Here is a 23,742-nt window from a genome sequence, read left to right on the forward strand (position 1 = left end):
GAGTCGACGTGTTCGCCCAGCACTGTTCCTCCCCCCGGGAGGCCCCCGCCCCCCGCGCCGCGCTGTTCCTCCCCGCGGAAGGCCCCCGCCTCCCCCGCACACGACATCCCGGCTGTTGCGGAGCTACGTGAACAACCCGCCCCGGCGGCTGTGGACTCGCGTTCCCGCCGGACTTCGTTCCCGCCGGACTTCGCAGGCGCACGGAAACCCGTCGGAAACCCCGGGTGCTCCCCGCACCCAAGGCCCCCTCCTAAAGATCATTACCTTGAAGATCGACAACCTGGAGATCGCCTGAAGATCGAAAGCTCGAAGACCGACAAGCGAAGATCGCAAACTCGAAGATCGAAAACTCGGAGATCGTTAATGGTCGCCTCGTGTCCGAACAGCTGAAGCATGGTCAATCTAGACCATCGAACCCGGTATGAAGAGAGGATGTGAGGAATTTGTGCTCAAGCTTTCAGATGTGATCCATCGATCGGGTGGCGGCCCACGGGTCCCGTGGTGCCACCCGTCCGGCCGTGCGGCGGGTACGAAGGGATGACGCGGCCGGTGTGCCGTGTACGCGGCGCGGACTCCGCGCACGCCGCCTGCCGAGGATGGTTCCGCTTCCCTCGGCTGGTTTGTCAGGAGCGGCCGGGGGTTACCTCCAAGAGACCGCGTGCCGCCCCCGCAACGCGCGCCCCGGATCAGGGAGAACCCTGGTGATCAGTGTCGCCGCAGCCCACGGTCCCTGGCCCGCTCTGATCCTGGCGGAGGCCGCCACCGAGGGCGACCTGTCCGCCGCGCGGGCGCAGATGGGCTTCTCCCTCGCCTGGCACATCGTCGTCGCCTGCCTGGGCGTCGGGCTGCCGGCTCTCACCCTCCTGGCGGAGTGGCTGGGCGTGCGCCGGAACAACCCGGCGCTGAAGCTGCTGGCCCGGCGCTGGGCGCGGGCCATGGGCGTCCTGTTCGCGGTGGGGGCCGTGTCCGGCACGATCCTCAGCTTCGAGATGGGGCTGCTCTGGCCGGGCCTGATGGGACGGTTCGGCCAGGTCATCGGGTTGCCGTTCGCCCTGGAGGGGATCGCGTTCTTCATCGAGGCGATCTTCCTCGGCATCTACCTGTACGCGTGGGACCGGCTCCCGCCGCGCAGGCACCTGCTCACCGGCGTCCCCATCGTGATCGCCGGTGTCGCCTCGGCGTTCTTCGTCGTGTGCGCCAACGCCTGGATGAACCAGCCGCGCGGATTCACCCTGCGCGGCGGCGAGATCGTGCACGTGGACCCCTGGGCGGCGATGTTCAACCCGGCCGGCCCGCCGCAGACCCTCCACATGATCCTGGCGGCCTTCATGGTCGCCTCGTTCCTGACCGCGTCCGTCTACGCGGTCGCCCTGCTGCGAGGCCGGCGGGACGCCTACCATCGCGCCGGGTTCGCCATCCCGTTCACCGTCGGCGCGGTGGTGACACCCTTCCAGATCGTGGTGGGGGACTGGGCCGCCCGCTTCCTGGCCGACTACCAGCCCGCCAAGCTCGCCGCGATCGAGGGCGTCTACCGCACCGGTTCGCACGTCCCGCTGACCATCGGCGGGGTCGCCGGGAAGAACGGCCTGGAGTACGGCCTGGAGATCCCCAACGGGCTGTCCCTGCTCGTCGGTTACCGCGCCGACACGGTCATCCAGGGCCTGGACCGGGTGCCCCGCAGCCAGTGGCCGGCCGTCACCGGGGTCCACTGGGCCTTCGACCTCATGGTCGCCATCGGCTTCTTCCTGCTCGCACTGGGACTGTGGCTGCTGCTGGCCTGGTGGCGCACCCGGCGCCTGGGCGGCGTACTGCTGGACCGGCGCGGCAGCCGGCTCCTGCTCGCCCTGGTCGCGCTCGCCGGCCCGGCGTCCGTGGTGGCCCTGGAGAGCGGCTGGACCGTCACGGAGCTGGGGAGGCAGCCCTGGATCGTATGGGGTGTGATGAGCGTGCGGGACGCCGTGAATCCGGCACCGGGCCTGATGACGGGGCTGTGGCTGGTGCTGGTGGTGTACGCCGCCATGACCGTCGCCACCGTGTACGTGCTGCGCCGCCTGGCCCGGGGCACCCCCGTACCGGCCGCTCCCCAGGAGGCCGACGTGCGTGACTACCCCGTCGTCTGACCGGACACCGCTGGAGGTCCCGTGCTCGCCGACACCGCTCTCGCCGTCATGTGGGTGGGACTGACCTGCTACGCCCTGTTCGGCGGCGCCGACTTCGGCGCGGGCGTGTGGGACCTGCTCGCCGGAGGCGCGCGCGGGGGACGGGAACAGCGCCGGCTCATCGAGCACAGCATCGGGCCGGTCTGGGAGGCCAACCACGTCTGGCTCATCTTCGTGATCGTCCTGCTGTGGGCCTGCTTCTCGCCGGTGTTCGCCGCCCTGATGTCCACCCTCTACCTGCCCCTCACCTTCGCCGCGCTGGGCATCATCGCCCGCGGCGCCGCCTTCGCCTTCCGCAAGGCCAGCACCGAGCTGTGGCAACAACGGCTGTTCGGGGCGTGTTTCGCGCTCTCCTCGCTGGTCACGCCGTTGTTCCTCGGCGCGGTCGCGGGCGCGGTCGCCTCCGGCCGGGTGCCGCCCGGACTCGCCGAGGGAGACGTGGCCACCAGCTGGCTCAACCCGACGTCCGCGCTCGGCGGCGTGCTGGCCGTCCTCACCTGCGCCCACCTCGCCGCCGTGTACCTGTGTGCGGACGCCGCCCGCGCGGACGAACGGGAACTGGCCCGCGTGTTCGCACGGCGCGCCGTCGTCAGCGGTCTGGCCAGCGGTGCCGTCGCCCTGGCGGGCATCGCGGTGCTGCGCGAGGACGCGCCGGTGCTCTTCCACGGGCTCACGCACCGGGCCCTGGGGCCGGTCGTGCTCAGCGCGGTCAGCGGCATCACCGGACTGGCACTCCTGGTGACGCGCCACTACGTCGCCGCCCGCGCCGCCGCCGCACTGGCCGTCGCCTCGATCCTGTGGTCCTGGGGAGCGGCCCAGTATCCGGCCATGCTGGTCGGCAGCCTCACCGTGACCGAGGCCGCCTCCCACCCCGCCGTCCTTTCCGCCTGCCTGATCTCCCTGGCCGTCGGCGCGCTGATCCTGGTCCCGGCGTTGTGGCTGCTGTACGCGACCTTCCAGCGCGCGGACTCCCCGGACCCGCGGCACCGCGCCCTGCACTGAGCGGTGCGCCGGGAGGCTTTCGGCCGCCCCCCCCGAGGGCGTGCCCGCACGCCGTGACGAGGAGGGGCCGCGGCGGACCGCCGCCGGGCGGAGCGGGTGCGAAAGTCTTTCGTAACCGAGCGTTTTCCACTCCTTGTCCAGGCTGTGAATCCCGTGCCAGTGTCCCCGACGAACAGGCGGGTCGCTTGCCGTGACGGGGCGGACCCGAGGGGGCGAAAGGCTTTCGCAGGCGTCGCACCCCTGGCCTCCGACCGGGCCGCACGAGCGGCGGGACGAGAGAAGAGAGACAGAGCATGCACGGATTCCAGATACGCAGAACCTCCGGTCACCCCGCCCGGTCCCGGATGCGACCGGTGACCGCGTCCGTGGTCGGGCTGGCGACCGCCGCCAGTCTCGCCGCCTGCGGGTCCTCGGGACCTTCCGCGGCCTCGTCGTCGGGCCTGACGATGTGGGCGCTGACGGACCAGACCATCCTCAAGGAGTCCGTGGACGCGTACAACAAGGATCACCCGGACGAGAAGATCACCCTGCGGCTGTTCGCCAACGACGACTACAAGCAGAAGCTGCGGGTGGCCTTCGGCGCGAACCAGGCCCCGGACCTGTTCTTCAACTGGGGCGGCGGCGCCCTGAACGACTACGTGGACGCGGGCAAGGTCGACCCCGTCACCGACCGTCAGGTCGACCTTCTGCGGTTCATGCCCAGCGTGCTGCAGAGCGCGGAGTTCCAGGGGGAGGTCTACGGGGTCCCGGCCAACGGTCTCGCCCCGGTCGTCCTCTACTACAACAAGAAGGTCCTGAAGGACGCGGGTGTGCAGCCCCCGAAGACCTACGACGAGCTCCTGTCGGCGGTGAAGAAGCTCAAGGGCAGCGGGGTCACCCCGATCTCCCTCGCGGCGAACTCCAAGTGGCCGACGCTGATGCACCTGGAGTACCTGCTCGACCGCGAGGGCGGGCACCAGGTGTTCGAGAAGATCGCCTCCGGGGACGCCGCGGGCTGGAAGGACCCGGCCGTCACCAAGGCCAACACCCGCCTCCAGGAACTCGCCGAGGCCGGCGCCTTCGGCGACAACGCCTCCTCCGTCACCTACGACCAGGGCGCCTCCACGGCCCTGCTCTACACCGGCAAGGCCGGCATGGAGCTGATGGGCACCTGGGAGTACGCCAACCTGGTCAAGGCGGCACCGGACTTCGTCAAGAAGGACCTGGGCTACGTCGCCTTCCCGTCGCTGGCCGGCGGCGCGGGCGACCCGAAGAGCATCGTCGGCAACCCGTCCAACTTCCTGTCGCTGAACTCGGCGAGCAAGCACAAGTCCGCGGCGCTGACGTACCTGAAGGACTACGTCATGAACGAGGACCAGATCGACGCCTACCTCGCCACCGGCAGCGTGCCGCCCGTCACCAAGCTGGACTCCAGGCTGGCGCGGGTGGAGTCGGCCGACGACAGGAAGTGGCTGACCTTCGTCCACGGCCTGGTGGAGGACGCCCCGAGCTTCCAGCTCTCCTGGGACCAGGACCTGCCCTCGGACCAGGCGGACCCGCTGCTGACCAACGTGGACAAGTCGTTCCTGGGGCAGATCGAGCCCGAGCAGTTCGGTGAGAACATGAGCGAGGCGGCGAAGTAATGGCCTCGGTTGCTCGTACGCCGCACCCGGCGCGTGGCGGGCGGCGCGGCCTCAGCGGTCTGCTCATGGCCGCGCCCGCCCTGCTCCTGTTCGGCCTGTTCGGCCTCGTCCCCCTGGGGGGCGTGGTGGTGCTCAGCCTCACCAGCTGGGACGGCCTGGGCTCCCTGAGCTGGGCCGGCTTCGGGAACTGGAGCGGCGTCCTGACCGACGGCGCCACCTGGCAGGCGCTGTGGCTCACCGTCAAGGTGATGCTGGTCAGCTGGCTGGTCCAGACGCCGCTGGCCCTGGCGCTCGGTCTCTTCCAGGCTCCCCGGGGCCGGACGCGCGCGTTCCTCGCCGTGCTGTGGTTCCTTCCGCTCCTGCTGTCCGCGGTGGCGATCGGCCTGGCCTGGCAGGCTCTGCTCGACCCGTCCTTCGGCATCGGGGCCACCCCGGGACTGGACTGGCTGGCCCGGCCGCTGCTCGGCTCGCCCGACCTGGCGCTCTACACGGTGATCTTCGTGATCGCCTGGCAGTTCGTGCCGTTCCACGCGCTGCTCTACCAGGCCGGCATCCGGCAGATCCCGGTGTCCCTGTACGAGGCCGCCGCCATCGACGGTGCCGGGCCGGTGACCCGCCTGCTGCGGATCACGCTGCCGCAGCTGAAGTACACGTTCGTCACGTCGAGCACGCTCATGCTGGTGGGCTCGCTGACCTACTTCGACCTGATCTTCGTCCTGTCGGGTGGCACGGGCGGCCCGGGCACCGCGACCCGCGTGCTGCCCCTGGCCATGTACATCACCGGTTTCCAGGCGCACGACATGGGCCGGGCCAGTGCGCTCGCCACCCTCCTGGTGGTGTTCGGCCTGGCGCTCTCGCTGCTCACCACCCGCCTGTCCGGCTTCACCCGGATGGAAAGCCAGCAGGAGGGCCTGTGACCACCACCATGACCAAGGCACGCACCGCGCACCGGCCGCAGCACGCCCCCCGGCGCCCGGCGCCGGCGGCCGCCCGCCGACGACGTGCCCGCACACCGCTGCGCCGCGCGCTCTCCGGTGCCGCGGCGCTGGTGTGGACCGCGCTCGTCGTCGTCCCCGTGTACTGGCTGGTCGTGACCAGCCTGCGCGACCGCACGGACTTCACCACCGACAGTCCGCTGTCCCTGCCCGGCGACCCCACGCTCGACAACTACCGGACCGTTCTGGACGGCGACTTCACGACCTACCTGCTCAACAGCGCCGTCGTCACGGTCGCGACCGTCGCGATCACCGTGGTCGCCGCCCTGATGGCCGCCTTCTGCATCGTCCGCTACAGCAACCCGTGGTCCCGTCTGTCCTTCCGGCTGTACCTGCTGGGCCTGGCGATCCCGCTGCAGGCGGTGATCATCCCGGTCTACCTGCTGATCATCCGCATGCAGATGTACGACAGCCTGCTCGCGATCGTGCTGCCCTCGGCGGCGTTCGCGCTGCCGGTCACGGTGATGATCCTGGTCAGCTTCCTGCGGGACATCCCCCGCTCGCTGTTCGAGGCGATGATCGTCGACGGCGCCGGCGACTGGCGCATGCTGTTCTCGCTCGCCGCGCCGATGGCCCGCCCCGCCCTGATGACGGTCGCGGTGTACGACGGTCTCCAGGTCTGGAACGGCTTCCTCTTCCCGCTGATCCTCACCCAGAGCGGCGACAAGGCCGTGCTGCCGCTCGCCCTGACCCTCTACCGCGGCCAGTTCGGCATCGACGTGCCCGCGACCATGGCCGCGGTCGTCCTCTCCACCCTTCCCATGCTGGTGGTGTTCGTCCTCGCCAGGCGGCAGCTCGTCGCCGGACTGACCGCCGGATTCTCCAAGTAGCGCAGTGCGCGAGGAAACGGCCGGGCCGCCCGCCCGGCCCGCCTCGGCATGCCCCGAGCCCCCACGAGGAGCAGTCGAATGAGCACCACCACGCCGGAACACGCCGTGCCGGACCGTGAGAGCCCTCTTCCCGCGACGGACGACCGGCCCTGGACCGACCCCGCCCTGCCGGTGGAGGAACGCGTCGAGGCGCTGCTGGCCCGTCTCACCCTCGAGGAGAAGGCCGCCCAGCTCAGCAGCGGCTGGGAGGACGTCGAGCCGGCCGGCCCGGAGGTCGCCCCCGGCACCAGCCTCTTCGCCCCCGTCGGCCCCCTCACCGAGACCGCCCGGCACGGCCTCGGCCAGCTCACCCGCCCCTACGGCACCGTGCCCCGGCCGGCTCTGGAGCACTCCCGCCTCCTGGCCGGGCGCCAGCGGCAGATCATGGCGCAGAGCAGGTTCGGCATCCCGGCCATGGCACACGACGAGTGCCTGACCGGTTTCACCGCCTACGGCGCCACGATCTACCCCACCTCCCTGGCCATGGCCGCCACCTTCGACCCGGCCCTGATCCGCCGGGTCGGCGCGGCCATCGGCGCCGACATGGCCGAAGCCGGAGTGCACCAGGGACTCGCCCCGGTCGTCGACGTCGTCCGCGACTACCGCTGGGGCCGCTGCGAGGAGACCTACGGCGAGGACCCGCACCTGGTCGGCGAGATGGGCGAGGCATACGTCCTGGGGCTCCAGAGCGCCGGCGTGTACGCCACCCTGAAGCACTTCGCCGGCTACTCCGACTCCATGGGCGGACGCAACCACGCACCCGCCCGCATCGGACGGCGTGAGCTGGCCGACGTCATCCTGCCCCCCTTCGAGCGGGTCGTCGCCGCCGGCGTCGGCTCCGTCATGAACTCCTACGCCGAGATCGACGGCGAGGCGCCCGCAGCCAGCCGGTGGCTCCTGACCACCCTCCTGCGCGAGCAGTGGGGATTCGAGGGCACCGTCGTCTCCGACTACTGGTCACTGCCGTTCCTGGTGAACGCGCACCGGGTGGCGGCCGACCTCCCGGGCGCCGGGGCCCTCGCCCTCAAGGCGGGCATGGACGTCGAACTGCCCGACCAGCGCGGCTTCGGCGACGCCCTCGTCGACGCCGTACGACGCGGTGAGGCCGACGAGGCCGACGTCGACCGGGCGGTGCGCCGGGTACTGCGGCAGAAGGCCGCCCTCGGTCTCCTCGACGCGGACTGGGACCCGGAACCCGCGGCGCTGCGCACGGGGGAACTCGACCTGGACAAGCCGTCGAGCCGCGTCCTGGCCCACGCCGTCGCCCGGTCCAGTGCCGTCCTGCTGTCGAACGACGGGAGCCTGCCCCTGCCGTCCGCCGGGCGGATCGCCCTGATCGGCCCGTGCGCCGACGACGTACGCACGATGTTCGGCTGCTACAGCTTCCCCAACCACGTCCTCTCCGACCGCGACGACCTCGGCGACGGCGTCGACGCGGTGTCCCTGCGTTCCGCGCTCGCGGCACAACTCCCGGGCGTCACCTGGGACTTCGTGCAGGGCTGCCCGATCCGTGAGCCGGACCGCTCGGGCATCGGGGCCGCGGTGGAGGCGAGTGCGGCGGCCGACCTCACCGTCCTGGTCGTCGGCGACAAGCCCGGCATGTTCGGCATCGGCACCTCCGGCGAGGGCTGCGACGTCGAGGACCTGCGCCTGCCGGGCGTGCAGGAGGAACTGGTCGAGGCCGTCCTCACCACCGGCAGGCCGGTCGTCCTGGTGGTCAACAGCGGCCGTCCGTACGCGGTGGGGCGTTTCGCGGCCGACGCGGCGGCCATGGTCCAGGTCTTCCTGCCCGGCGAGGAGGGCGGCCGTGCCGTCGCCGAACTCCTCGCGGGTACCGCCAACTTCAGCGGGAAACTGCCCGTGCAGATCCCGGCCTCACCCGCCGGCCAGCCCTACACCTACCTGCACCCGCCCCTGGGTGACCGGCAGAGCTGGCTGTCCAACCTCGACCCCACGCCCGCGTTCCCCTTCGGACACGGGCTGTCCTACACCTCGTTCGAGGTCGGGGAGCTGGAGACCGACCTCCGGCGGGTCGGCACCGACGGCGGGTTCACGGTGTCGGCGCGGGTGCGGAACACCGGGGCCGTCGCCGGCGCCGAGACGGTCCAGCTGTACTTCACCGACCCGCTCGCCCAGGTCACCCGGCCGGTGCGGGCCCTGCTGGCCTTCGCCAAGGTTCCCTTGGAACCCGGTGAGGAGGCGACCGTGCGCTTCGACGTCCACACCGACCGCCTGGCCTTCACCGGTCTGGCCGGTCACCGGATCGTCGAGCCCGGCGAGATCCTCCTGTACGCCGGTTCCTCCAGCGCCGACACTCCCGCCGAGGCGGTGGTGAGCCTGGTGGGTGAGGAGCGGCAGGTGCCCGTCATCCGGCATCACGGCGTGCCGGTCACGGTCGACCGCGGCTGAGTGACGCACCCGGCGGAAGGCGGAAGGCGGAAGGCGGCAGGCCCGGGTGGCCGGCCGCCTTTCCGCCCTCACCTGCCCGCGGGAGCGGACGTCGAGGACCTGAGGACGAGTTTCGTCGCCAGCTCCACGCGCGGTGACGCCGGTGGGCGGCCGTCGGCCACCTGGAGCAGCACCCGGGTGGCCTCGCGCCCCAGCTCCTCGAACGGCTGGCGCACCGCGCTGAGCGGCGGACTGGCCATGGACGCCACGAGGGTGTCGTCGAAGGACATGACCGCCAGCTCGTCCGGGACGAGCAGCCGGTGCTGCCGGGCGGCCTCCAGCACGCCGAGCGCCTGCGCGTCGCTGGCCGCGAACACGGCGGTGGGCGGCTGCCCGGTCCCGAGGATGTGCCGGGTGGCGGCCAGCGCCTCGTCGTAGTCGAAGTCCGTCGAGCGCACGATCGCCGGGTCGAAGCCGATCCCCGCCTCCTCCAGCGCGGCCCGGTAACCGTGCAGACGGGCCGCGCCGGCCAGCGAGTGGGAGCGCCCGGCGACCATGCCGATCCGGGTGTGACCGAGGCCGATGAGGTACTGCACGGCGTCCCTGGCCCCGCTCCAGTTCGTCACCCCGATGCTGGGGATGTCCGGCGACGGAGCGCTCAGCGGATCCACCAGCACCACCGGAAGCCCCTGCTCGACGATGCGCCGCTGGTCCTCCTCCGCCAGCATCGAGATCACGACGATCAGCCCGGCGGCGCCCAGGGCCACGCACTCCTGGAACCACTGCGAGATGGAGCGCCGGCTGGTGGTGCCGGTCACCACGTGCACCCCGAGTTCACCGGCCGCGTCCACGATCCCGCGGACCACCTCCAGGGTGTAGGGGCCCGACAGGTCCCGGAACACCGCGATGATCTGCCGCGGCACCTGCGGATCCCGCTCCCACGGGCGGACGTAGCCGTACCGGGCCAGCAACTCCTCGACCCGTTCCCGGGTCGCCCTCCCCACGTCGCTCCGCCGGTGCACCACCTTGGAGACGGTGCTGAGAGACACACCCGCCTCCTGGGCGATGGCCGTCAGCAGCCCGTACTGCGCCTCCAGTTGTCCCTTGTCCTGAACGGTCACTGTCCCGCTTTCTCCGCCGGTCCCGCACCGGTCGTTCGGCCGCCAGCCAACAGGAGCGGGCGCCGGCAGACAAGTCTCCGGCGCCCGCCGCGACGGGACTACGCCCGGCTCCACTTCTGGGTGGCGTTGCCGAGTGCCGTCCACAGCTGTACGGGGGATCCGCCGGCCGTCGCCCAGCCGGCGACGTCGAGCGCGAGGCCGTTGGAGCGGTTGATCACCGACCCGTCCAGCCGGAACCACCACTTCTGGCTGGTCCTCCCGTTGCAGGGCCAGGTGATGACCCTGGTGCCGGCGGCGGTGCCGTCACCGTCCGCGGCGAGGCACCCGCCGGCCACGCGCAGTTCCCCCGCGCCGGTCTGCGTGACGGCCTGGTGGGGACTGCCGGAGCAGTCGTGGATCCGCACCTGCACACCGGACACCCCGCCGGGTACGTCCAGACAGCGGCCGGAGTGGCCGCCCCTGAGGGCGAAGGCGGAGTCCGTCGGCAGGGGCTCGCGGACCAGGCGCCACTCCTGTGCGTCGTCCGCCGCGGCCCCGCCGGACGTGTCGACGGCGCTCGCCAGGCCGACGGCGCCGCCCGGGGCACCCGCGGTCATGTAGAGGCCGCTGTCGCGCGCCGAACGGATCCTGTAGTGGCCGTCGCCGGTGGGGACGAGGGTCCACTGCTTGTCGGTGGCGCCGTCGTCGACCCACTGGGCGAGCCTCTGCCCGGCGGTCGCGGTGCCGCCCCAGATGCCCACCGCGCGCCCGCCTGCCTTGTTGAGCAGCGTGACGCGGTCGTCCTTGGCCGTCAGGTGCCAGCGCTGGGTGTCGTCGGCCGCGGACACCGGACCGGTGACGAGGTCGGGGGTGTCGCCGGTGAGGTTCGCGTCCTGGGTCCTGCCGGCCAGGGGCCTGAGCGCCTCGCCGGTGCGGCGGTTGACCAGGGTGTGGTAGGCACCGTCGGAGTGCCCGAGGTCGACCTCGGCGTACCTGACGGGCCCGATGCTTCCGCCGGCCCACGACGCCTGGAGGACCAGCATCCGGCCGGTGCCCTCGACATACTGGAGGGTGCGGCTGTAACCGGCGGCGATCGGCGTCTGGTACTGCTTCCACTCACCCGTGCTCCTGCCGGACTCGTTCACCCACACGCTGCCACTGCCGGCGGCGTTGTAGACGATCCGTCCGTCGGGCATCGCCGAGAGCACGGGGCTGCCGCCCGTCGCGAGCCCCCTGCCGCCGGACGGCACGGGCAGGGCGCTGATCGCACCGTCACCGGCCGCGTGGAACCTCAGCGGGTCGTCCGCCGTCCGGTACCGGACGTCCGCACCGCCGCCCCAGTACTCGTACGTCAGCAGCCACTTGCCGTCGGTGGTCGGGGCGATCGTCGTCATGCCCGGGCGTCCGCCGCCGATCAGCGACGTGCCGTCGACCGACACCGTCCTGCCGGGGACGTCGACCACCGGGGCACTCCACGACGCGCCGGTGCCGTCCCAGGTCCTGTGCGCGAGGATCTGGTGGTGCGGCTCCGGCGCCGTGTCGTTGTCCGGGGCGGGGACCGGCCTCCCGGTGGACGCGTCGTACCCGGTGAACTCGTTCTCGTCGGAGTAGTAGGCGATCAGCTTGCCGTCCCGGGCGTGCAGGTGGGGCTCCCAGACCGGATCCTGCTGCTTGTGGGTGTTGGCCGCCGAGCGGTTCGTGCCGCCCCCGCCCTGCCAGCCGCCGGCCGCGACGATGTTCTCGAACCTCCAGGTCGCGCCGTCGTCGGTGCTGGCGTACAGGGCGATCGAGACGTCCCTGCGGTCACCGTCGCCGGAGGGCTGCCAGTGGGGGTCGGCGGCCTTCCGCTCGCGGTAGTAGTGGTCGTCGCCGGAGACGACGCTGGCCAGGAGCAGGGTGCCGGCCTTCAGACGGCCCACGTCCTGCGGGAGGACGTAGAGGTGGGGGTTGGTCCAGTTGCTCGTGTACCTGGCGTAGCGGGGATCGCCGGACAGCTGGGCGGGGGCCTTGACGTCCGTGAGCTTCTGCCAGGTCGTGCCGTCGTCGTCACTCTTGTACAGGGGCATCGTCTGCCCCACCGGGTCGCCCTGACTGTTCTCGAACGCCGCCACGATCCGGCCGCTCGGCAGCTGAGCCGACTTCGGGTACAGGACGCAGGGTCTCTTGTTGCACGTCGGGTTCTCGGCCACGTACAGGTCGGAGGGGTTCGGCTGGTACGCCGACGCACTCGGCGCGACGGCCGCCGAGAGCGCCATCACGGCACCTGCGGCCGTCACCGCCGCGAACGCCTTGCGTATCGGTTCCTTCAGCAACTGCGGCTCCTCGGGGAATGCGGGTACCGGGGCGTGGTCGTCCTGTCGCCCCGGTGCGGGCGGCATGGGGAACGAAGCGGGGGGAAGCGGCTCCGCCGGTCGGGCAGGGGCGCGGCTGTACCCGTGCGGCACGGGCGGGCTGCTGGAAAGTATCGGGACGGGGCACCGCCGTGTCACCGGCTGGTCTCCGAAACTGTTTCGCGGCGGGCCGTGCCCGGATGTTGACGAGGCAGGCCCGCCGCTGCCCGCCGGCCCACCGTCACCGCGCCTGCGCGTCAGGCAGCGGTGACGGCGGTTCACCCGCCCGCGACGTCACGCTCGGTGTTCCCCGAACCACCCGATTGCTCCGCTTCTGTCTCCATGTGTTTCCGAAGGGTGATGACGTGGACCGGACGGATCCGCCGGCACACGGGCGCGACACGAGCGAGACATGAGGAAGCGACATGGTTCAGGGCTTCTCCAAGGAACCAGGCACCCACGGACCACTCACCGAGGTCTCCCCGTCCGCCCAGCGCGAGATCACCCGCTGGGCCGCCGCGATCGCTCTGGGCGGCTTCCTCTTCGGCTTCGACACCGGCGTCGTGTCGGGCGCCCTGCTCTACGTCAAGAAGGACTTCCATCTGAACTCCTTCGAGCAGGGCAGCGTGGTCAGCGTGCTGCTCATCGGCGCGGTGATCGGCGCCACCTCGGCCGGCCGGCTGTCCGAGAGGCTGGGCCGGCGCAAGGCCCTGGGCGCGATCGGCGTGGTGTTCATCATCGGTACGGCGATCGTGAGCGCGGCGAACGGATACCCGGCCCTCATGGCCGGCCGTGTCGTCCTCGGCCTCGCGGTCGGAGCGGCGTCGGCGACGGTGCCGGTCTACCTGTCCGAGATCTCACCGACGAAGATCCGCGGACGGCTGCTCACGATGAACCAACTGATGATCACGCTCGGCATCCTGGTCGCCTACCTGGTCAACCTCGCCTTCTCGGGCAGCGAGATGTGGCGCGCCATGTTCGCCGTCGGCGCGGTTCCGGCCGCCCTCATGGTGGCGGCCACCCTGTGGCTCCTTCCCGAATCGCCGCAGTGGCTCATCACCCACGACCAGGTCGACAGGGCGCGCGGGGTGATCGCCTCGGTCACCGACGAGGCCACGGCGGACGAACTGACCGCGCGGGCCCGGCGCCGGATCGCCGAGGAGCGCGAGAAGCGGGCGCGGAGTTCCAGGGCGGACGACCAGGGGGCCAGGAGACTCCTCGCACCCGATGTGCGTCCGGCACTCGTCGTCGGGCTCACGCTCGCCGCCGTACAGCAGTTCGGCGGCATCAACACGATCATCTACTACGCGCCGACCATCATCCAGCAGACCGGTCTGACCGCGTCGAACTCCATCTTCTACTCCGTGTTCATCGGCGTGATCAACCTGGTCATGACGCTGGTGGCGATCCGCCTGGTCGACCGGGCGGGCCGCCGCGTCATGGTCCTCGTCTCCCTGGCCCTCATGGCGGTCACGATCTTCCTGCTCGGCCTCGCGTTCGTGGTCGGCATGAACTCGCTGCTGACGCTCCTGTTCATGGTCGTCTACATCGCCGCGTACGCGGGCGGCCTCGGGCCGGTGTTCTGGACGCTGCTCGGCGAGATCTTCCCACCGTCCGTGCGGGCCGAGGGGTCGAGCGTGGCCACGGCGGTCAACTGGGTGTCCAACTTCCTCGTCAGCCTCGCCTTCCTGCCCCTGGCGGCCGCCATCGGCCAGGGCGAGACCTTCTGGATCTTCGCCGGAATCTGTGTGCTCGCGTTCTTCTTCGTCAGCCGCTACCTGCCCGAGACCCGCAATCGCGACTCCGGACAGATCCAGGCGGCCCTGCGGTCCCGCTTCGGACGCGAGCCCGCCGCGTCGGCAGCGGCCCCGGACACCCACGCGCAGTGACTCCCGAGAAAGGACGCTCACGATGAGCGACACCCTCCTCAGCCGTCCCGACCTCCTCGAACGCGCCGACGCCCTGGTGCTCTTCGGCATCACCGGCGACCTCGCCAAGAAGATGCTGCTGCCCGCGCTGTACCGGCTCACCGGTTCCGGCAGGCTGTCCGTGCCCGTCATCGGGGTGGCGGCCGGCGACTGGGACGACGAGGCGCTGCGCCGGCACGCGCGAGAGGCGCTCGTCGCCGCGGGCACGGACATCGACGAGGCGGTCTTCGAGCGGTTCGCGGCGAGCCTGTCCATCATCACCGGAGACTTCGCCGACGAGGCCACCTTCGCCCGGCTGCGCGAGGCCGTGGCGGGGTTCGGTTTCGTCACGTACTACCTGGCGATCCCACCGTCGCTGTTCACCGTGGTCGCCGCCGCGCTGGCCGCGGCGGGCCTGAACCGCGACGCCCGCCTGGTCGTGGAGAAGCCGTTCGGCGACGACTTCGACTCCGCGCGCAGGCTGCAGGACGAGCTGAGCACCCACTTCGACGACAACCACCTCCTGCGCGTCGACCACTTCCTGGGCAACCGTGCGGTCGAGAGCCTGATGGTCTCCCGGTTCGCCAACACGCTGCTCGCGCCGATCTGGCACCGCTCCTACGTGGACAACGTCCAGATCACCCTCGCCGAGGACTTCGACGTCGCCGACCGGGGCTCCTTCTACGACAAGGTGGGCTGCCTGCGCGACGTGGTCCAGAACCACATGCTGGAGGTCCTGGCCTTCCTGGCGATGGACCCGCCGAGCGCCGGCAACGCCCGGGCACAGGGCCTGGAGAAGTGGCGGGTGCTGCACGCCACCCGCACGATGGACCCCGCCGACACCGTTCGCGGCCAGTACGAGGACTACCGGGACGTCGAGGGAGTCGAGCCGGACTCCACCACCGAGACGTACTTCGCGACCCGTATGTTCATCGACAACTGGCGCTGGGCGGGCGTGCCGTTCTACCTGCGCAGCGGGAAGGCACTGGCCGTCACCGCCACCGAGGTCGTGGTCGAGCTGCGCAAACCGCCCCTGGAACTCTTCGGCGGCGAGAACACGCCGACGCCACCGAACCTCATCCGCTTCCGCATCGACGGCGACACCGGCATCCGGACGGACCTGGTGGTGAGCAAGCCCGAGAAGGGCACCGGGCCGATGACCGTCCCCGTCGGGGTCGACTACGCGCGGGTGCTGGGACGGCAGGAGCTCCCGTACGAGAACATCCTCGACGGAGCCGTCGCAGGCGACCCCCAGTGCTTCGCCTTCTTCCCCGCCATCCTGGAGTGCTGGCGCATCGTCGCACCGGTGCTCGACCCGGCCGGTCCGCCGCTCACCTACGCCCGGGGAAGCTGGGGCCCGCAGCCGGCCGACCGGCTCCCCGGCCTGCGGTGCTGGCACCCGCTGGGCCACCGCCTGTTCGACGAGGGCCGGTTGTGACGCCCACGTGTTCTGATCACGAGCGTTGACGACGATGCACGGGGCGTGGCCGCGCGTCAGGGACGCCCTGTGGCCTGTGCTCCAGCAGGCCACGGCCGCCGCGCTCTCCTGGTGGGCCGCCAGGAACGTCTTCGACCACCACGTCCCGCTCTTCGCCCCGATCGCCACCCTCATCGCGCTCAACACGCCCGTCGGAGGGCGGGGCACCAACGCCGTACGGGTTCTCTCCGGGGTCGTCGCTGGCGTCGTCGTCGGGCACCTGGCCTTTCGTTTCCTCGGCCACGACGCCCCGTCCGTCGGCGTGGCCGTCCTGTGCGCGCTGCTCGTCGCGCTCGTCATCGACGGGGAGCGCATCACGATGGCCCAGGCCGCCGTGGGCGCGGTGATCTCCGTGGCGGCCGGACAGCAGGCGGCCGTCGACCGTGTGCTGGACGCCCTGCTCGGAGCCGGCGTGGCGCTCGTGTTCAGCCAGCTCCTCTTCCCGCCGCACCCGCTGGCCCTGCTGCGCCGAGCCGAGGCCGCCACGCTGGAGGGGCTGAGCCGCGCCCTGGACCTGACGGCGCGTGCGCTGGACGAGCCGGAGGAGGAACGCGACCTCCAGCCGTGGGAGGAGCTGCGGCCCGTCTACGCCCTGCTCGACGATCTCGGCGGAACACGGGACGACACCATCGCCGTAGCCCGGCGCACCCTGCTGTGGCGGGGCCGGCGCGAGCCCGTGGACGAGGAGATCGCGAGCACGAAGTACCTGGACCTGCTCGGCAACAGCTGCCTCACCCTCATCCGGGGCGCCTCGGCGCTCGACACGCGGCACCGGCGGACCTTCGCCCGCACGGTACGGGGGCTGTCCGGGGTCCTGGCAGCCCTGGCGGCCGCCCCCGCGAACCACGCCGTCCGCCTGCGCGCGACCAGGCGGGCCCTCGACATCGTCCGGGGCGCCCCGGACGCGGACGGGGGGCAGGCCCTCCCGGTCGCCGTGGGGGAGAGCGTACGGCTGGTCGCCGAGGACATCCTGGTCTTCGCGGGCGCCGACGTGGACGAGGCCGCACGCGCCCTGCGCGAGGGAGCCACCGACGTGCGCATCGGTGCCCCGCCGCGGCTACGGTGGCCGCCCCGGCCGCGGCGCCGGCGACCCCGCGGGCCTTCGGCCTGAGGAGCAGGGGCGGAGGGGCGGCGCGCGGACGGCGTCGGCCTGGACCGCGCGCGAGGCCGTCCGGTGGATCCCCTCGGCGACACGGCCGTGCCCGCGCTCCGCCGCGCCCCCGGCCGACCCCGGTGCGGCCGGCCGCCTCCGGGCCCGGCACCGTGTCTCGCGCGGTGGGAGCCGTGCCCTGCGTCGTGCTCGCTCGCGCGGACCGGGACCGGGTGCGGCCGGTGGTCGGGCCCGCTCAGCCGGCCAGGACCACGCGGCCCAGCGTGAGCAGGGCGAGGACCTTCACGACCTCCAGCGCTACGTAGGAGAGGTGGGCGCGGGAGCGGCGCAGCGCCGGGTCCTCGCCCGCGAGCACGGCGTCGGAACGCCGGTTCAGACGGGGGCGGACGACACCGAGCTGTCCGGCCAGTACGGCCACGGTGATCGCGGTGAGCGTGACGACGGCCGCGGAGGCTCCGCCCGTGGCGACCGCCACGACCACGGTGACGGCGAGCGCCGCCTCGGCGAGGTTCAGCGCGCGGAAGACGATCCGGCCGATGCCGAGCCCGACCGGGATCGTCACCCCGGGAGCCCGGAACGTCAACGGCGCCTCCAGGAAGGAGATCGCCGGCACCATGCCGAGCCAGCGGAAGGTGACGGCGCCCGCCACGGCTGCCGAGGTCGAGTGCATCGCGGGATCCTCGTCTCTCGTGGGACTGCGTGCGGTCATTCCGACGCGCGGCGGGGACGGGCCACCCGTCGGGCCGGGGAGCGGTCTCCGTGCCAGAATGGACGCCCCGCAGCCGGACCGTCCCGTTCCCGCCCCGCCCTTCCGTGCCAGAGGTCTCCCGTGTCCAAGCCCGTCGCCCGTGAGCCGCAGCGCCGCAACGCGCGGTCCAACCGGGCGCGCATCCTGGCCACGGCCCGCCGGGAGCTGGGGCGCAACCCGGACACGACCCTGGAGGAGCTGGCCCGGGCCGCCGGCGTCGTACGGCGTACCCTCTTCGGTCACTTCCCGGGGCGCGCGGCGCTGCTGGAGGCCCTCGCCGAGGAGGCGTCCGACGTGCTGCGGAGCGCGATGGCCGCCGGGGCGGAGCGGGTCGGCCCGTCCGAACCGGCGGAGCGCGCGCTGGCGCACTTCGTGCTGCTGATGTGGCCCGTGGGCGACCGCTACCGGATGCTCCTGTCACTGGCCCGGCACGACCTGGGCGTGGAGCGGGTGTCCGAGATCCTGGCACCGGCCCGTGCGGAGGTCACCGCCATCCTGGAGCGCGGGCAGCGGGACGGCGTCTTCCCCGGCCATCTGCCGCCCGCCGTGCTGAGCGCCGGGCTGGAAGCGATGACGGTCGCGCTGCTGGAGCAGGTCAACACCGGGGCACTGGAGGACGACGGCACGCGGGCCGCCCTCGCCCAGCTCATCGCGGCCGGCGTGCCGGAGGAGCAGGCCCGGGCCGTGGTCGAGGACGTCGCCGCGACGACCCCCGCGGAGCCCGCCCCGGGCGAGTGAGCCGCACGGCGCGCCTTCGCAGGGTGGGTGCTCCCGCCTAAGGCGTGTCCCGTGCGGTGTGGTTCCTCCGTGAGGCGGTCCCGGACGCGGCCCGCCCGCCGTCTCCGTCGGTGCGGGGCGTGTTTTCCGGTGGGGGGTGTTCCCGCGTCAGGGCTGTTCCTCGTGGTGGGACCGCTGCTCCGTCTCCGTCGGTGCGGGGCGTGTTCTGCGGTGGGGGGTGTTCCCGCGTCAGGGCTGTCCCTCGTGGTGGGGCCCCTGCTCCGTCTCCGTCGGTGCGGGGCGCGTCCCGCCGCGGCCGGTGCTCCCGCCCGCGGCCCCTCCCGCGCCGCGCAGTCCGCGCACCGTCTCCGTCGCGGCGTCGTCGGCCACGCCCGCGACCATCAGCGCGGCGACGGCGGCGCCCGTGCCGTCGTCGTCCCAGGACCCGGCACGCGCGCACGCCAGGAGTGCCAACAGGTGGGCCTCGAGCGCGGCGCCGAGCACCCCGGAGGGAAGGCCGGTGTGGAAGACACCCGTGCGCCGGCCGCGCGCGAGGATCCGGGCGACCGTGTCACGGGCCGGGCCGAGGATCGTGCTCACCCGGTCGGGGCCGAGGCCCCGGCGGCGGGCGAGGGCGATCAGCGTGCCGTAGCGGTCGCCGACCGGCCACAGGGTGAGGACGAAGCGGGCCAGGGCCCGCGCAGGGTCCCGCGGGGCCGGCGCGTCCGGACCGGCGATCGCGCGCCGTACCGCCTCCGCGGCCTCCTCGACGAGCCCCTCGACCAGCGCGTCCCGGCCGGCGAAGTGGCCGTACAGGGTGCGGCGGGCCACGCCGGCCGCCGCGGCGATCTCCGCGAGACCGGCGTCGGGGTCGCGGAGCAGTTCCCGCTCGGCCGCGCGCAGGATGCGGGCGCGTGTGGTGGTCACGTCGGTACGTACCTCGTTCGGAAGGGGGTACACGCAATATTTGCACAGCACTGTGCAACAAACTACTGTGACGCCGTCTGCACATCCGTGGGCAATTAACTTGCCCCGCTTGGCCACGTCCCCCGGGAGTTCCCGATGCCTCTCCTAGCCACCACACCCGTCGAGAAGATGAACGGGCCCTACGCACGGCGCTGGTGGGCCCTCGTCGTGCTCTGCCTGAGCCTGCTGATCGTCGTCATGGCCAACACGTCCCTGATCGTGGCCGCCCCGGCGATGACGGCCGACCTGGGCCTGAGCAGCAGCGACCTGCAGTGGGTCATCGACGGCTACACCGTCCCGTACGCGGCCCTGATGCTGGTGCTGGGCGCGATCGGCGACAAGTACAGCCGCCGCGGCGCCCTGATCGCCGGTCTGGTGGTCTTCGCGGGCGGTTCGGTGATGGGCAGTCTGGTCGACGAGACGGCGCTGGTCGTCACGGCTCGGGCGATCATGGGCGTCGGCGCCGCCGTCGTCATGCCGGCCACCCTGTCCCTGCTGGTCGCGGTCTTCCCGAAGGGTGAGCGGGCCCGCGCCATCACGGTGTGGACCGCCACCTCCGGTCTCGCCATCGCCGTCGGCCCGCTGGTCGCCGGCTGGCTCCTGGAGGACCACGCCTGGGGTTCGACCTTCCTGGTCAACGTGCCCATCGCGGTCGCCGCCGTGGTCGGCGCGCTCTTCCTCGTCCCGCCGTCCAGGGCGGCCGGCATGGGCCGGATCGACTACGTGGGCGGCCTGCTCTCCATCGTCTCCGTCGGCAGCCTGGTCTACGCGGCCATCGAGGGCCCGCACTTCGGCTGGGGCACCGGCCCCGTCGTCGCCGCCGTCGTCGCCGGCGTCGGCCTGGTGGCCTTCGTGGCCTGGGAACTGCGCCACCCGCAGCCCATGCTGGACGTGCGCCGGTTCCTGCTGCGGCCCTTCAGCGGCTCGATGCTGGCGGTGCTGTTCTTCTTCTTCGGCACCTACGGCGCCATCTACTACGCCACGCAGTTCCTGCAGTTCGTGCTCGGCTACGGCGCGCTGGAGACCGGCGTACGGCTGCTCCCGCTGGCCGGAGCCGTGTTCGTCGGCGCCGCGGTGACCGGGCGGCTGACCCCGAAGCTGGGCGTGAAGGCCATGGTGGGGTCCGGCATGGTGATCGGCACCGTCGGCGTCTTCCTGCTGGTCCTCATCGAGAAGGACTCGACGTACACCGACTTCCTGGCCCCGATGCTGCTGCTCGGCCTCGCCATCGGCCTGAGCGTCTCCCCGGCCACCGACACCATCATGGGCTCCTTCCCGGAGAGCGAACTGGGCGTCGGCGGCGGCGCCAACGACACCGCGCTGGAGCTCGGCGGCTCGCTCGGCATCGCCGTCCTGGGCTCCCTGCTCGGCACCGCCTACCGCGACGAGCTGTCCGGTCTGGTCGGAGACCGGCTCCCGGCCGCCGCGCTGGACACCGCCCAGGACTCCGTGGGCGGCGGACTGGCCGTCGCCGAACGGCTCGCGGCCAACCCCTCCGCCGGACCGCGGCAGGCCGAGGCCCTGGCCGACGCCGTGAACCAGTCCTTCGCCCACGGCGTCGCCACGACCAGCCTCGTCGGCGGCATCATCATGGCGGCCGGCACCCTGGTCGTCCTCGCCGTCCTGCCCGGCCGCGGGGGCGCCCGCAAGCGGTCCGAGGACCAGCCGGCCGAAGCCCGGGACGCGGAGTACAGCGACGCGCCGCGCTGAGCCGCCCCGGCTGCCGACGGGCCCTCAGCCGGTCAGCGCGGCCAGCTCCTCCGGCGTACGCGGGCCCGTCGCCGACTCGGCCAGCATCCCCCGCGCACGCAGCAGTCCGGCCGCCGCCACGCCCCACGGCAGGCGCAGCCCCGCCCGTCGCAGGAGGTCCGTGCGGGCCAGGGTGGGGGCCGCGGGGCCGGTGTGCACCCCGGCCGTGGTGAGCAGCGCCGCGTCGTCGGACCATCGCAGGGCGAGATCGACGTCGTGAGTGGCCATCACCACGGTGGTGCCGCCCGCGCGGAGCCGGTCCAGCGTGGCGAGCAGCCGTTCCTGGCCGTCCGGGTCGAGCCCGGCGGTCGGCTCGTCGAGGATCAGCAGCCGGGGCCGCATCGCGACGGCCCCGGCGATCGCGGCCCGCTTGCGCTGCCCGTACGACAGCAGGTGGGTGGGCCGGTCGGCCAGCCCGGTGATGTCCAGCGCGGCGAGCGCCTCCGCGACCCGGGAGCGGACCTCCGCGTCGGACAGGCCCAGGTTCAGCGGCCCGAAGGACACGTCCTGGCCGACCGAGGCGGCGAACAACTGGTCGTCCGGGTCCTGCACCACCAGCTGCACCGTGGTCCGCAGCCGGGTCAGCCCCTTGCGGTCGTACGCCACCGGCACCCCCTCGGCCGTCAACGTCCCGGCCTGCGGCCTGAGTCCGCCGCTGAGCAGCCGCATCAGCGTGGTCTTGCCACCACCGTTGCGGCCCAGCAGCGCGAGCGCCCTCCCCTCACGCACCTCGAAGTCCAGACCGGCGAACACGTCCGGGCCCTCCTCGTACGCGAAGGACGCGCCCCGCAGGGCGACCAGCGCCGGCCCGGTCGACTCGCTCACGACAGCGGCCCCTTCAATACGAGGGTGAGAGCGGCCAGCGCCGCCAGCAGCGCGACGCTCGCCGCCGTGAAGGACACGGAGACGCGCGCCTCGGGCACCAGAACGCGCAGGGTGCCGTCGTACCCGCGTCCGGCGAGGCCCGACTGGAGCCGCGCCGCCCGGTCGAAGGCCCGCACGAACGCCGTCGCGCCCAGCCCGCCGAGCGAACGCCAGACGGCGGCCCGGGTGGTGAGCCCCAGCCGCGCGGCCTGCGCCTGACGGACCCGGCGCACGGAGTCCAGCAGCAGGAAGCTCATCCGGTACGTCACCAGCGCCACGTCGACCACCGGGGCCGGCACCCCGGCCCGCGCTAGGCGGGGCAGCAGGTCGGACATGGGCGTCGTGAACGCGAACAGCAGCACCCCCAGGGAGGCCGCCGAGGTGCGCAGCAGCAGCTCGGCGGCGCGCACCGGCCCGCCGTCCGCCGCCGTCAGGAACCCGCCCGGGCCCCCGACCCGCACCAGCAGCGGCAACGCCCCGGTCACACAGAAGCCCAGCGGCACCCGGTAGGCCCGCCACAGCCGGCGGCGGGGCACGCCCGCCGGGCCGAGCAGCACGGCGAGCGCCGTCACCAGCACCAGCGCCGCGCCCGGCCAGGCCGGCAGCGAGATCGCCAGCACGGTCAGGCCCAGCCCGAGCACCGCCTTGTCCACGGGATGGCGGCCGCGCCACCGACTGCTGTGCGCCGCCGCGTCGATCGGCAGCACTCAGTCCCCTCCGGGGTCGTTCCGCAGCGCCGCCGCGGCCCGTTCCTCGCCCTGCCGCCGGCCCCGGCGCAGCCCGAAGTAGTAGGCCAGCACGCCCGCGCCGAGCGCGGCCTGCACGGCGAACAGCGCCGACTCGATCTCCCCGGACGGCGGTTCGTACAGCGGCGAGAACCACGGCTCGTAGTCCGGCTCGATCTCCGTGATCGCCGCCTCCGCCTCGGCGTCGGCACCGGCGAACGGCTCCTCCTTGTGGTCGCCGAGGCCCAGCACCAGCGGCAGCACCGCGAGCGCCGCCACGGCGAGCAGCAGCACGGCGTTGATCTTCGCGTTGCGGCTCACCGGGCCACCGCCCGCTGCTTGCCGGCCTCGGTGAACAGGACGCCCAGCCGGGTCAGTTCACCCTTGCTGGACTGCACCAGCAGCCGCATCACGACCACCGTGAGCAGGCCCTCGCTCACCGCGAGCGGGATCTGCGTGACGGCGAAGACGGACCCGAACGTGCCGAGCGCGCCCAGGAAGCCGCTGCCCGGGTCGGGGAAGGCGAGCGCCAGTTGCACGCCGGCGACGCAGTAGGTCGACAGGTCGGCGACGAACGCCCCGCAGAACACCGTGACCATCAGCGGCACGCCGTACCGCCGCAGCAGCGCGTACACCGCGTATCCGGCCCAGGGGCCGACGACCGCCATCGAGAAGACGTTGGCGCCGAGCGTGGTGAGCCCGCCGTGGGCGAGCAGCAGGGCCTGGAAGAGCAGCGTGATGGTGCCCAGCACGGCCGTGATCGGCGGCCGGAACAGGATGGCGCCCAGCCCGGTGCCGGTGGGGTGCGAACAACTCCCGGTGACGGAGGGGAGTTTCAGGGCCGACAGCACGAACGTGAAGGCCCCGGCGGCACCGAGCAGCAACGTGCTCTCCGGGTGCTCCCTGACCTCACGGGTGAGTGACCGTACTCCGTGGACGACGAACGGCGCGGACGCGGCACCCCAGGCGATCGCGTGCGCCGGCGGCAGAAAGCCCTCGGCTATGTGCATGAC

At 72.6% G+C, this 23,742-nt stretch carries 19 protein-coding genes; 11 read left to right on the forward strand and 8 right to left on the reverse strand.

The window, feature by feature from the left end; all coding sequences use genetic code 11:
- The first annotated feature begins 701 nt into the window (after positions 1-701).
- The 6 genes from KUM32_RS10545 to KUM32_RS10570 all read left to right on the forward strand — a co-directional run bounded on the left by KUM32_RS10545 (position 702) and on the right by KUM32_RS10570 (position 9,056).
- Positions 702-2,120: a cytochrome ubiquinol oxidase subunit I gene (locus KUM32_RS10545; RefSeq protein WP_217141576.1), complete on the forward strand. Its 1,419-nt coding sequence runs from the start codon at positions 702-704 to the stop codon at positions 2,118-2,120.
- A gap of 21 nt (positions 2,121-2,141) precedes the next feature.
- Positions 2,142-3,161 carry a cytochrome d ubiquinol oxidase subunit II gene (locus KUM32_RS10550; protein WP_217141577.1) on the forward strand — a complete coding sequence of 340 codons (1,020 nt, stop codon included), beginning with the start codon at positions 2,142-2,144 and terminating at the stop codon, positions 3,159-3,161.
- 353 nt (positions 3,162-3,514) lie between these two features.
- Entirely contained in the window at positions 3,515-4,783 is a 1,269-nt protein-coding gene (locus KUM32_RS10555; RefSeq protein WP_217141578.1) for an extracellular solute-binding protein, read from the forward strand.
- Positions 4,783-5,700, forward strand: coding sequence for a carbohydrate ABC transporter permease (locus KUM32_RS10560; protein ID WP_217141579.1), 918 nt, complete (start codon positions 4,783-4,785; stop codon positions 5,698-5,700). The genes KUM32_RS10555 and KUM32_RS10560 overlap by 1 nt, the downstream gene beginning before the upstream one ends.
- The gene (locus KUM32_RS10565) at positions 5,697-6,608 is read left to right on the forward strand and encodes a carbohydrate ABC transporter permease (protein WP_308408631.1); all 912 of its coding nucleotides are present in this window, start codon (positions 5,697-5,699) and stop codon (positions 6,606-6,608) included. The genes KUM32_RS10560 and KUM32_RS10565 overlap by 4 nt, the downstream gene beginning before the upstream one ends.
- A gap of 78 nt (positions 6,609-6,686) precedes the next feature.
- Entirely contained in the window at positions 6,687-9,056 is a 2,370-nt protein-coding gene (locus KUM32_RS10570) for a glycoside hydrolase family 3 N-terminal domain-containing protein (protein WP_217141580.1), read from the forward strand.
- A 68-nt stretch (positions 9,057-9,124) separates the two neighbouring features.
- Here KUM32_RS10570 and KUM32_RS10575 read toward each other — a convergent pair whose 3' ends face one another.
- Complete coding sequence (locus tag KUM32_RS10575; RefSeq protein WP_217141581.1) at positions 9,125-10,156, reverse strand: LacI family DNA-binding transcriptional regulator; 1,032 nt, start codon at positions 10,154-10,156, stop codon at positions 9,125-9,127.
- A 98-nt stretch (positions 10,157-10,254) separates the two neighbouring features.
- Positions 10,255-12,390 (reverse strand): RICIN domain-containing protein, encoded by a 2,136-nt coding sequence (locus KUM32_RS10580; protein WP_217141604.1) that lies wholly within the window; start codon positions 12,388-12,390, stop codon positions 10,255-10,257.
- A gap of 500 nt (positions 12,391-12,890) precedes the next feature.
- Here KUM32_RS10580 and KUM32_RS10585 point away from each other — a divergent pair, with 500 nt between their 5' ends.
- From KUM32_RS10585 to KUM32_RS10595, 3 genes are read left to right on the forward strand one after another with little or no spacing between them, the layout of a single operon-like run.
- Positions 12,891-14,354 (forward strand): sugar porter family MFS transporter, encoded by a 1,464-nt coding sequence (locus KUM32_RS10585; protein ID WP_217141582.1) that lies wholly within the window; start codon positions 12,891-12,893, stop codon positions 14,352-14,354.
- Between the two features lie 22 nt (positions 14,355-14,376).
- Entirely contained in the window at positions 14,377-15,810 is a 1,434-nt protein-coding gene (zwf, locus tag KUM32_RS10590) for a glucose-6-phosphate dehydrogenase (protein WP_217141583.1), read from the forward strand.
- Positions 15,811-15,844: 34 nt separating this feature from the next.
- Complete coding sequence (locus KUM32_RS10595) at positions 15,845-16,960, forward strand: aromatic acid exporter family protein (protein WP_217141605.1); 1,116 nt, start codon at positions 15,845-15,847, stop codon at positions 16,958-16,960.
- Positions 16,961-17,195: 235 nt separating this feature from the next.
- On the opposite strand, the gene KUM32_RS10600 is transcribed toward KUM32_RS10595, so the two are convergent.
- Entirely contained in the window at positions 17,196-17,630 is a 435-nt protein-coding gene (locus KUM32_RS10600) for a hypothetical protein (protein WP_217141584.1), read from the reverse strand.
- A 159-nt stretch (positions 17,631-17,789) separates the two neighbouring features.
- Here KUM32_RS10600 and KUM32_RS10605 point away from each other — a divergent pair, with 159 nt between their 5' ends.
- Positions 17,790-18,446, forward strand: a complete 657-nt coding sequence (locus tag KUM32_RS10605; protein WP_217141585.1) for a TetR/AcrR family transcriptional regulator — start codon at positions 17,790-17,792, stop codon at positions 18,444-18,446.
- A gap of 228 nt (positions 18,447-18,674) precedes the next feature.
- Here KUM32_RS10605 and KUM32_RS10610 read toward each other — a convergent pair whose 3' ends face one another.
- Positions 18,675-19,352, reverse strand: a complete 678-nt coding sequence (locus KUM32_RS10610) for a TetR/AcrR family transcriptional regulator (RefSeq protein WP_308408632.1) — start codon at positions 19,350-19,352, stop codon at positions 18,675-18,677.
- Positions 19,353-19,487: 135 nt separating this feature from the next.
- On the opposite strand from KUM32_RS10610, the gene KUM32_RS10615 reads away from it, so the two are divergent.
- On the forward strand, positions 19,488-21,101 hold the full coding sequence (locus tag KUM32_RS10615) for an MFS transporter (RefSeq protein ID WP_217141587.1): 1,614 nt from the start codon (positions 19,488-19,490) through the stop codon (positions 21,099-21,101).
- Positions 21,102-21,125: 24 nt separating this feature from the next.
- Here the strand turns inward: KUM32_RS10615 and KUM32_RS10620 are convergent, their stop codons facing one another.
- From KUM32_RS10620 to KUM32_RS10635, 4 genes are read right to left on the reverse strand one after another with little or no spacing between them, the layout of a single operon-like run.
- On the reverse strand, positions 21,126-21,965 hold the full coding sequence (locus KUM32_RS10620) for an ATP-binding cassette domain-containing protein (RefSeq protein WP_217141588.1): 840 nt from the start codon (positions 21,963-21,965) through the stop codon (positions 21,126-21,128).
- Complete coding sequence (gene cbiQ / locus KUM32_RS10625; protein ID WP_217141589.1) at positions 21,962-22,711, reverse strand: cobalt ECF transporter T component CbiQ; 750 nt, start codon at positions 22,709-22,711, stop codon at positions 21,962-21,964. Before cbiQ ends, KUM32_RS10620 begins: the two co-directional genes overlap by 4 nt.
- Entirely contained in the window at positions 22,712-23,050 is a 339-nt protein-coding gene (locus KUM32_RS10630; protein WP_217141590.1) for an energy-coupling factor ABC transporter substrate-binding protein, read from the reverse strand. It lies immediately after the preceding gene.
- Complete coding sequence (locus tag KUM32_RS10635) at positions 23,047-23,739, reverse strand: energy-coupling factor ABC transporter permease (RefSeq protein ID WP_217141591.1); 693 nt, start codon at positions 23,737-23,739, stop codon at positions 23,047-23,049. Before KUM32_RS10635 ends, KUM32_RS10630 begins: the two co-directional genes overlap by 4 nt.
- Positions 23,740-23,742: the final 3 nt, after the last annotated feature.

Source organism: Streptomyces sp. AC627_RSS907 (assembly GCF_019049165.1).

What these genes read in the sequence shown, in the direction of transcription:
- KUM32_RS10560 (WP_217141579.1), top strand. Translation starts at nt 4,783, where the DNA reads ATGGCCTCGGTTGCTCGTACGCCGCACCCGGCGCGTGGCGGGCGGCGC.
- KUM32_RS10570 (WP_217141580.1), top strand. Translation starts at nt 6,687, where the DNA reads ATGAGCACCACCACGCCGGAACACGCCGTGCCGGACCGTGAGAGCCCT.
- KUM32_RS10580 (WP_217141604.1), bottom strand. Translation starts at nt 12,390, where the DNA reads ATGGCGCTCTCGGCGGCCGTCGCGCCGAGTGCGTCGGCGTACCAGCCG.
- KUM32_RS10585 (WP_217141582.1), top strand. Translation starts at nt 12,891, where the DNA reads ATGGTTCAGGGCTTCTCCAAGGAACCAGGCACCCACGGACCACTCACC.
- zwf (WP_217141583.1), top strand. Translation starts at nt 14,377, where the DNA reads ATGAGCGACACCCTCCTCAGCCGTCCCGACCTCCTCGAACGCGCCGAC.
- KUM32_RS10595 (WP_217141605.1), top strand. Translation starts at nt 15,845, where the DNA reads ATGCACGGGGCGTGGCCGCGCGTCAGGGACGCCCTGTGGCCTGTGCTC.
- KUM32_RS10600 (WP_217141584.1), bottom strand. Translation starts at nt 17,630, where the DNA reads ATGCACTCGACCTCGGCAGCCGTGGCGGGCGCCGTCACCTTCCGCTGG.
- KUM32_RS10615 (WP_217141587.1), top strand. Translation starts at nt 19,488, where the DNA reads ATGCCTCTCCTAGCCACCACACCCGTCGAGAAGATGAACGGGCCCTAC.
- KUM32_RS10635 (WP_217141591.1), bottom strand. Translation starts at nt 23,739, where the DNA reads ATGCACATAGCCGAGGGCTTTCTGCCGCCGGCGCACGCGATCGCCTGG.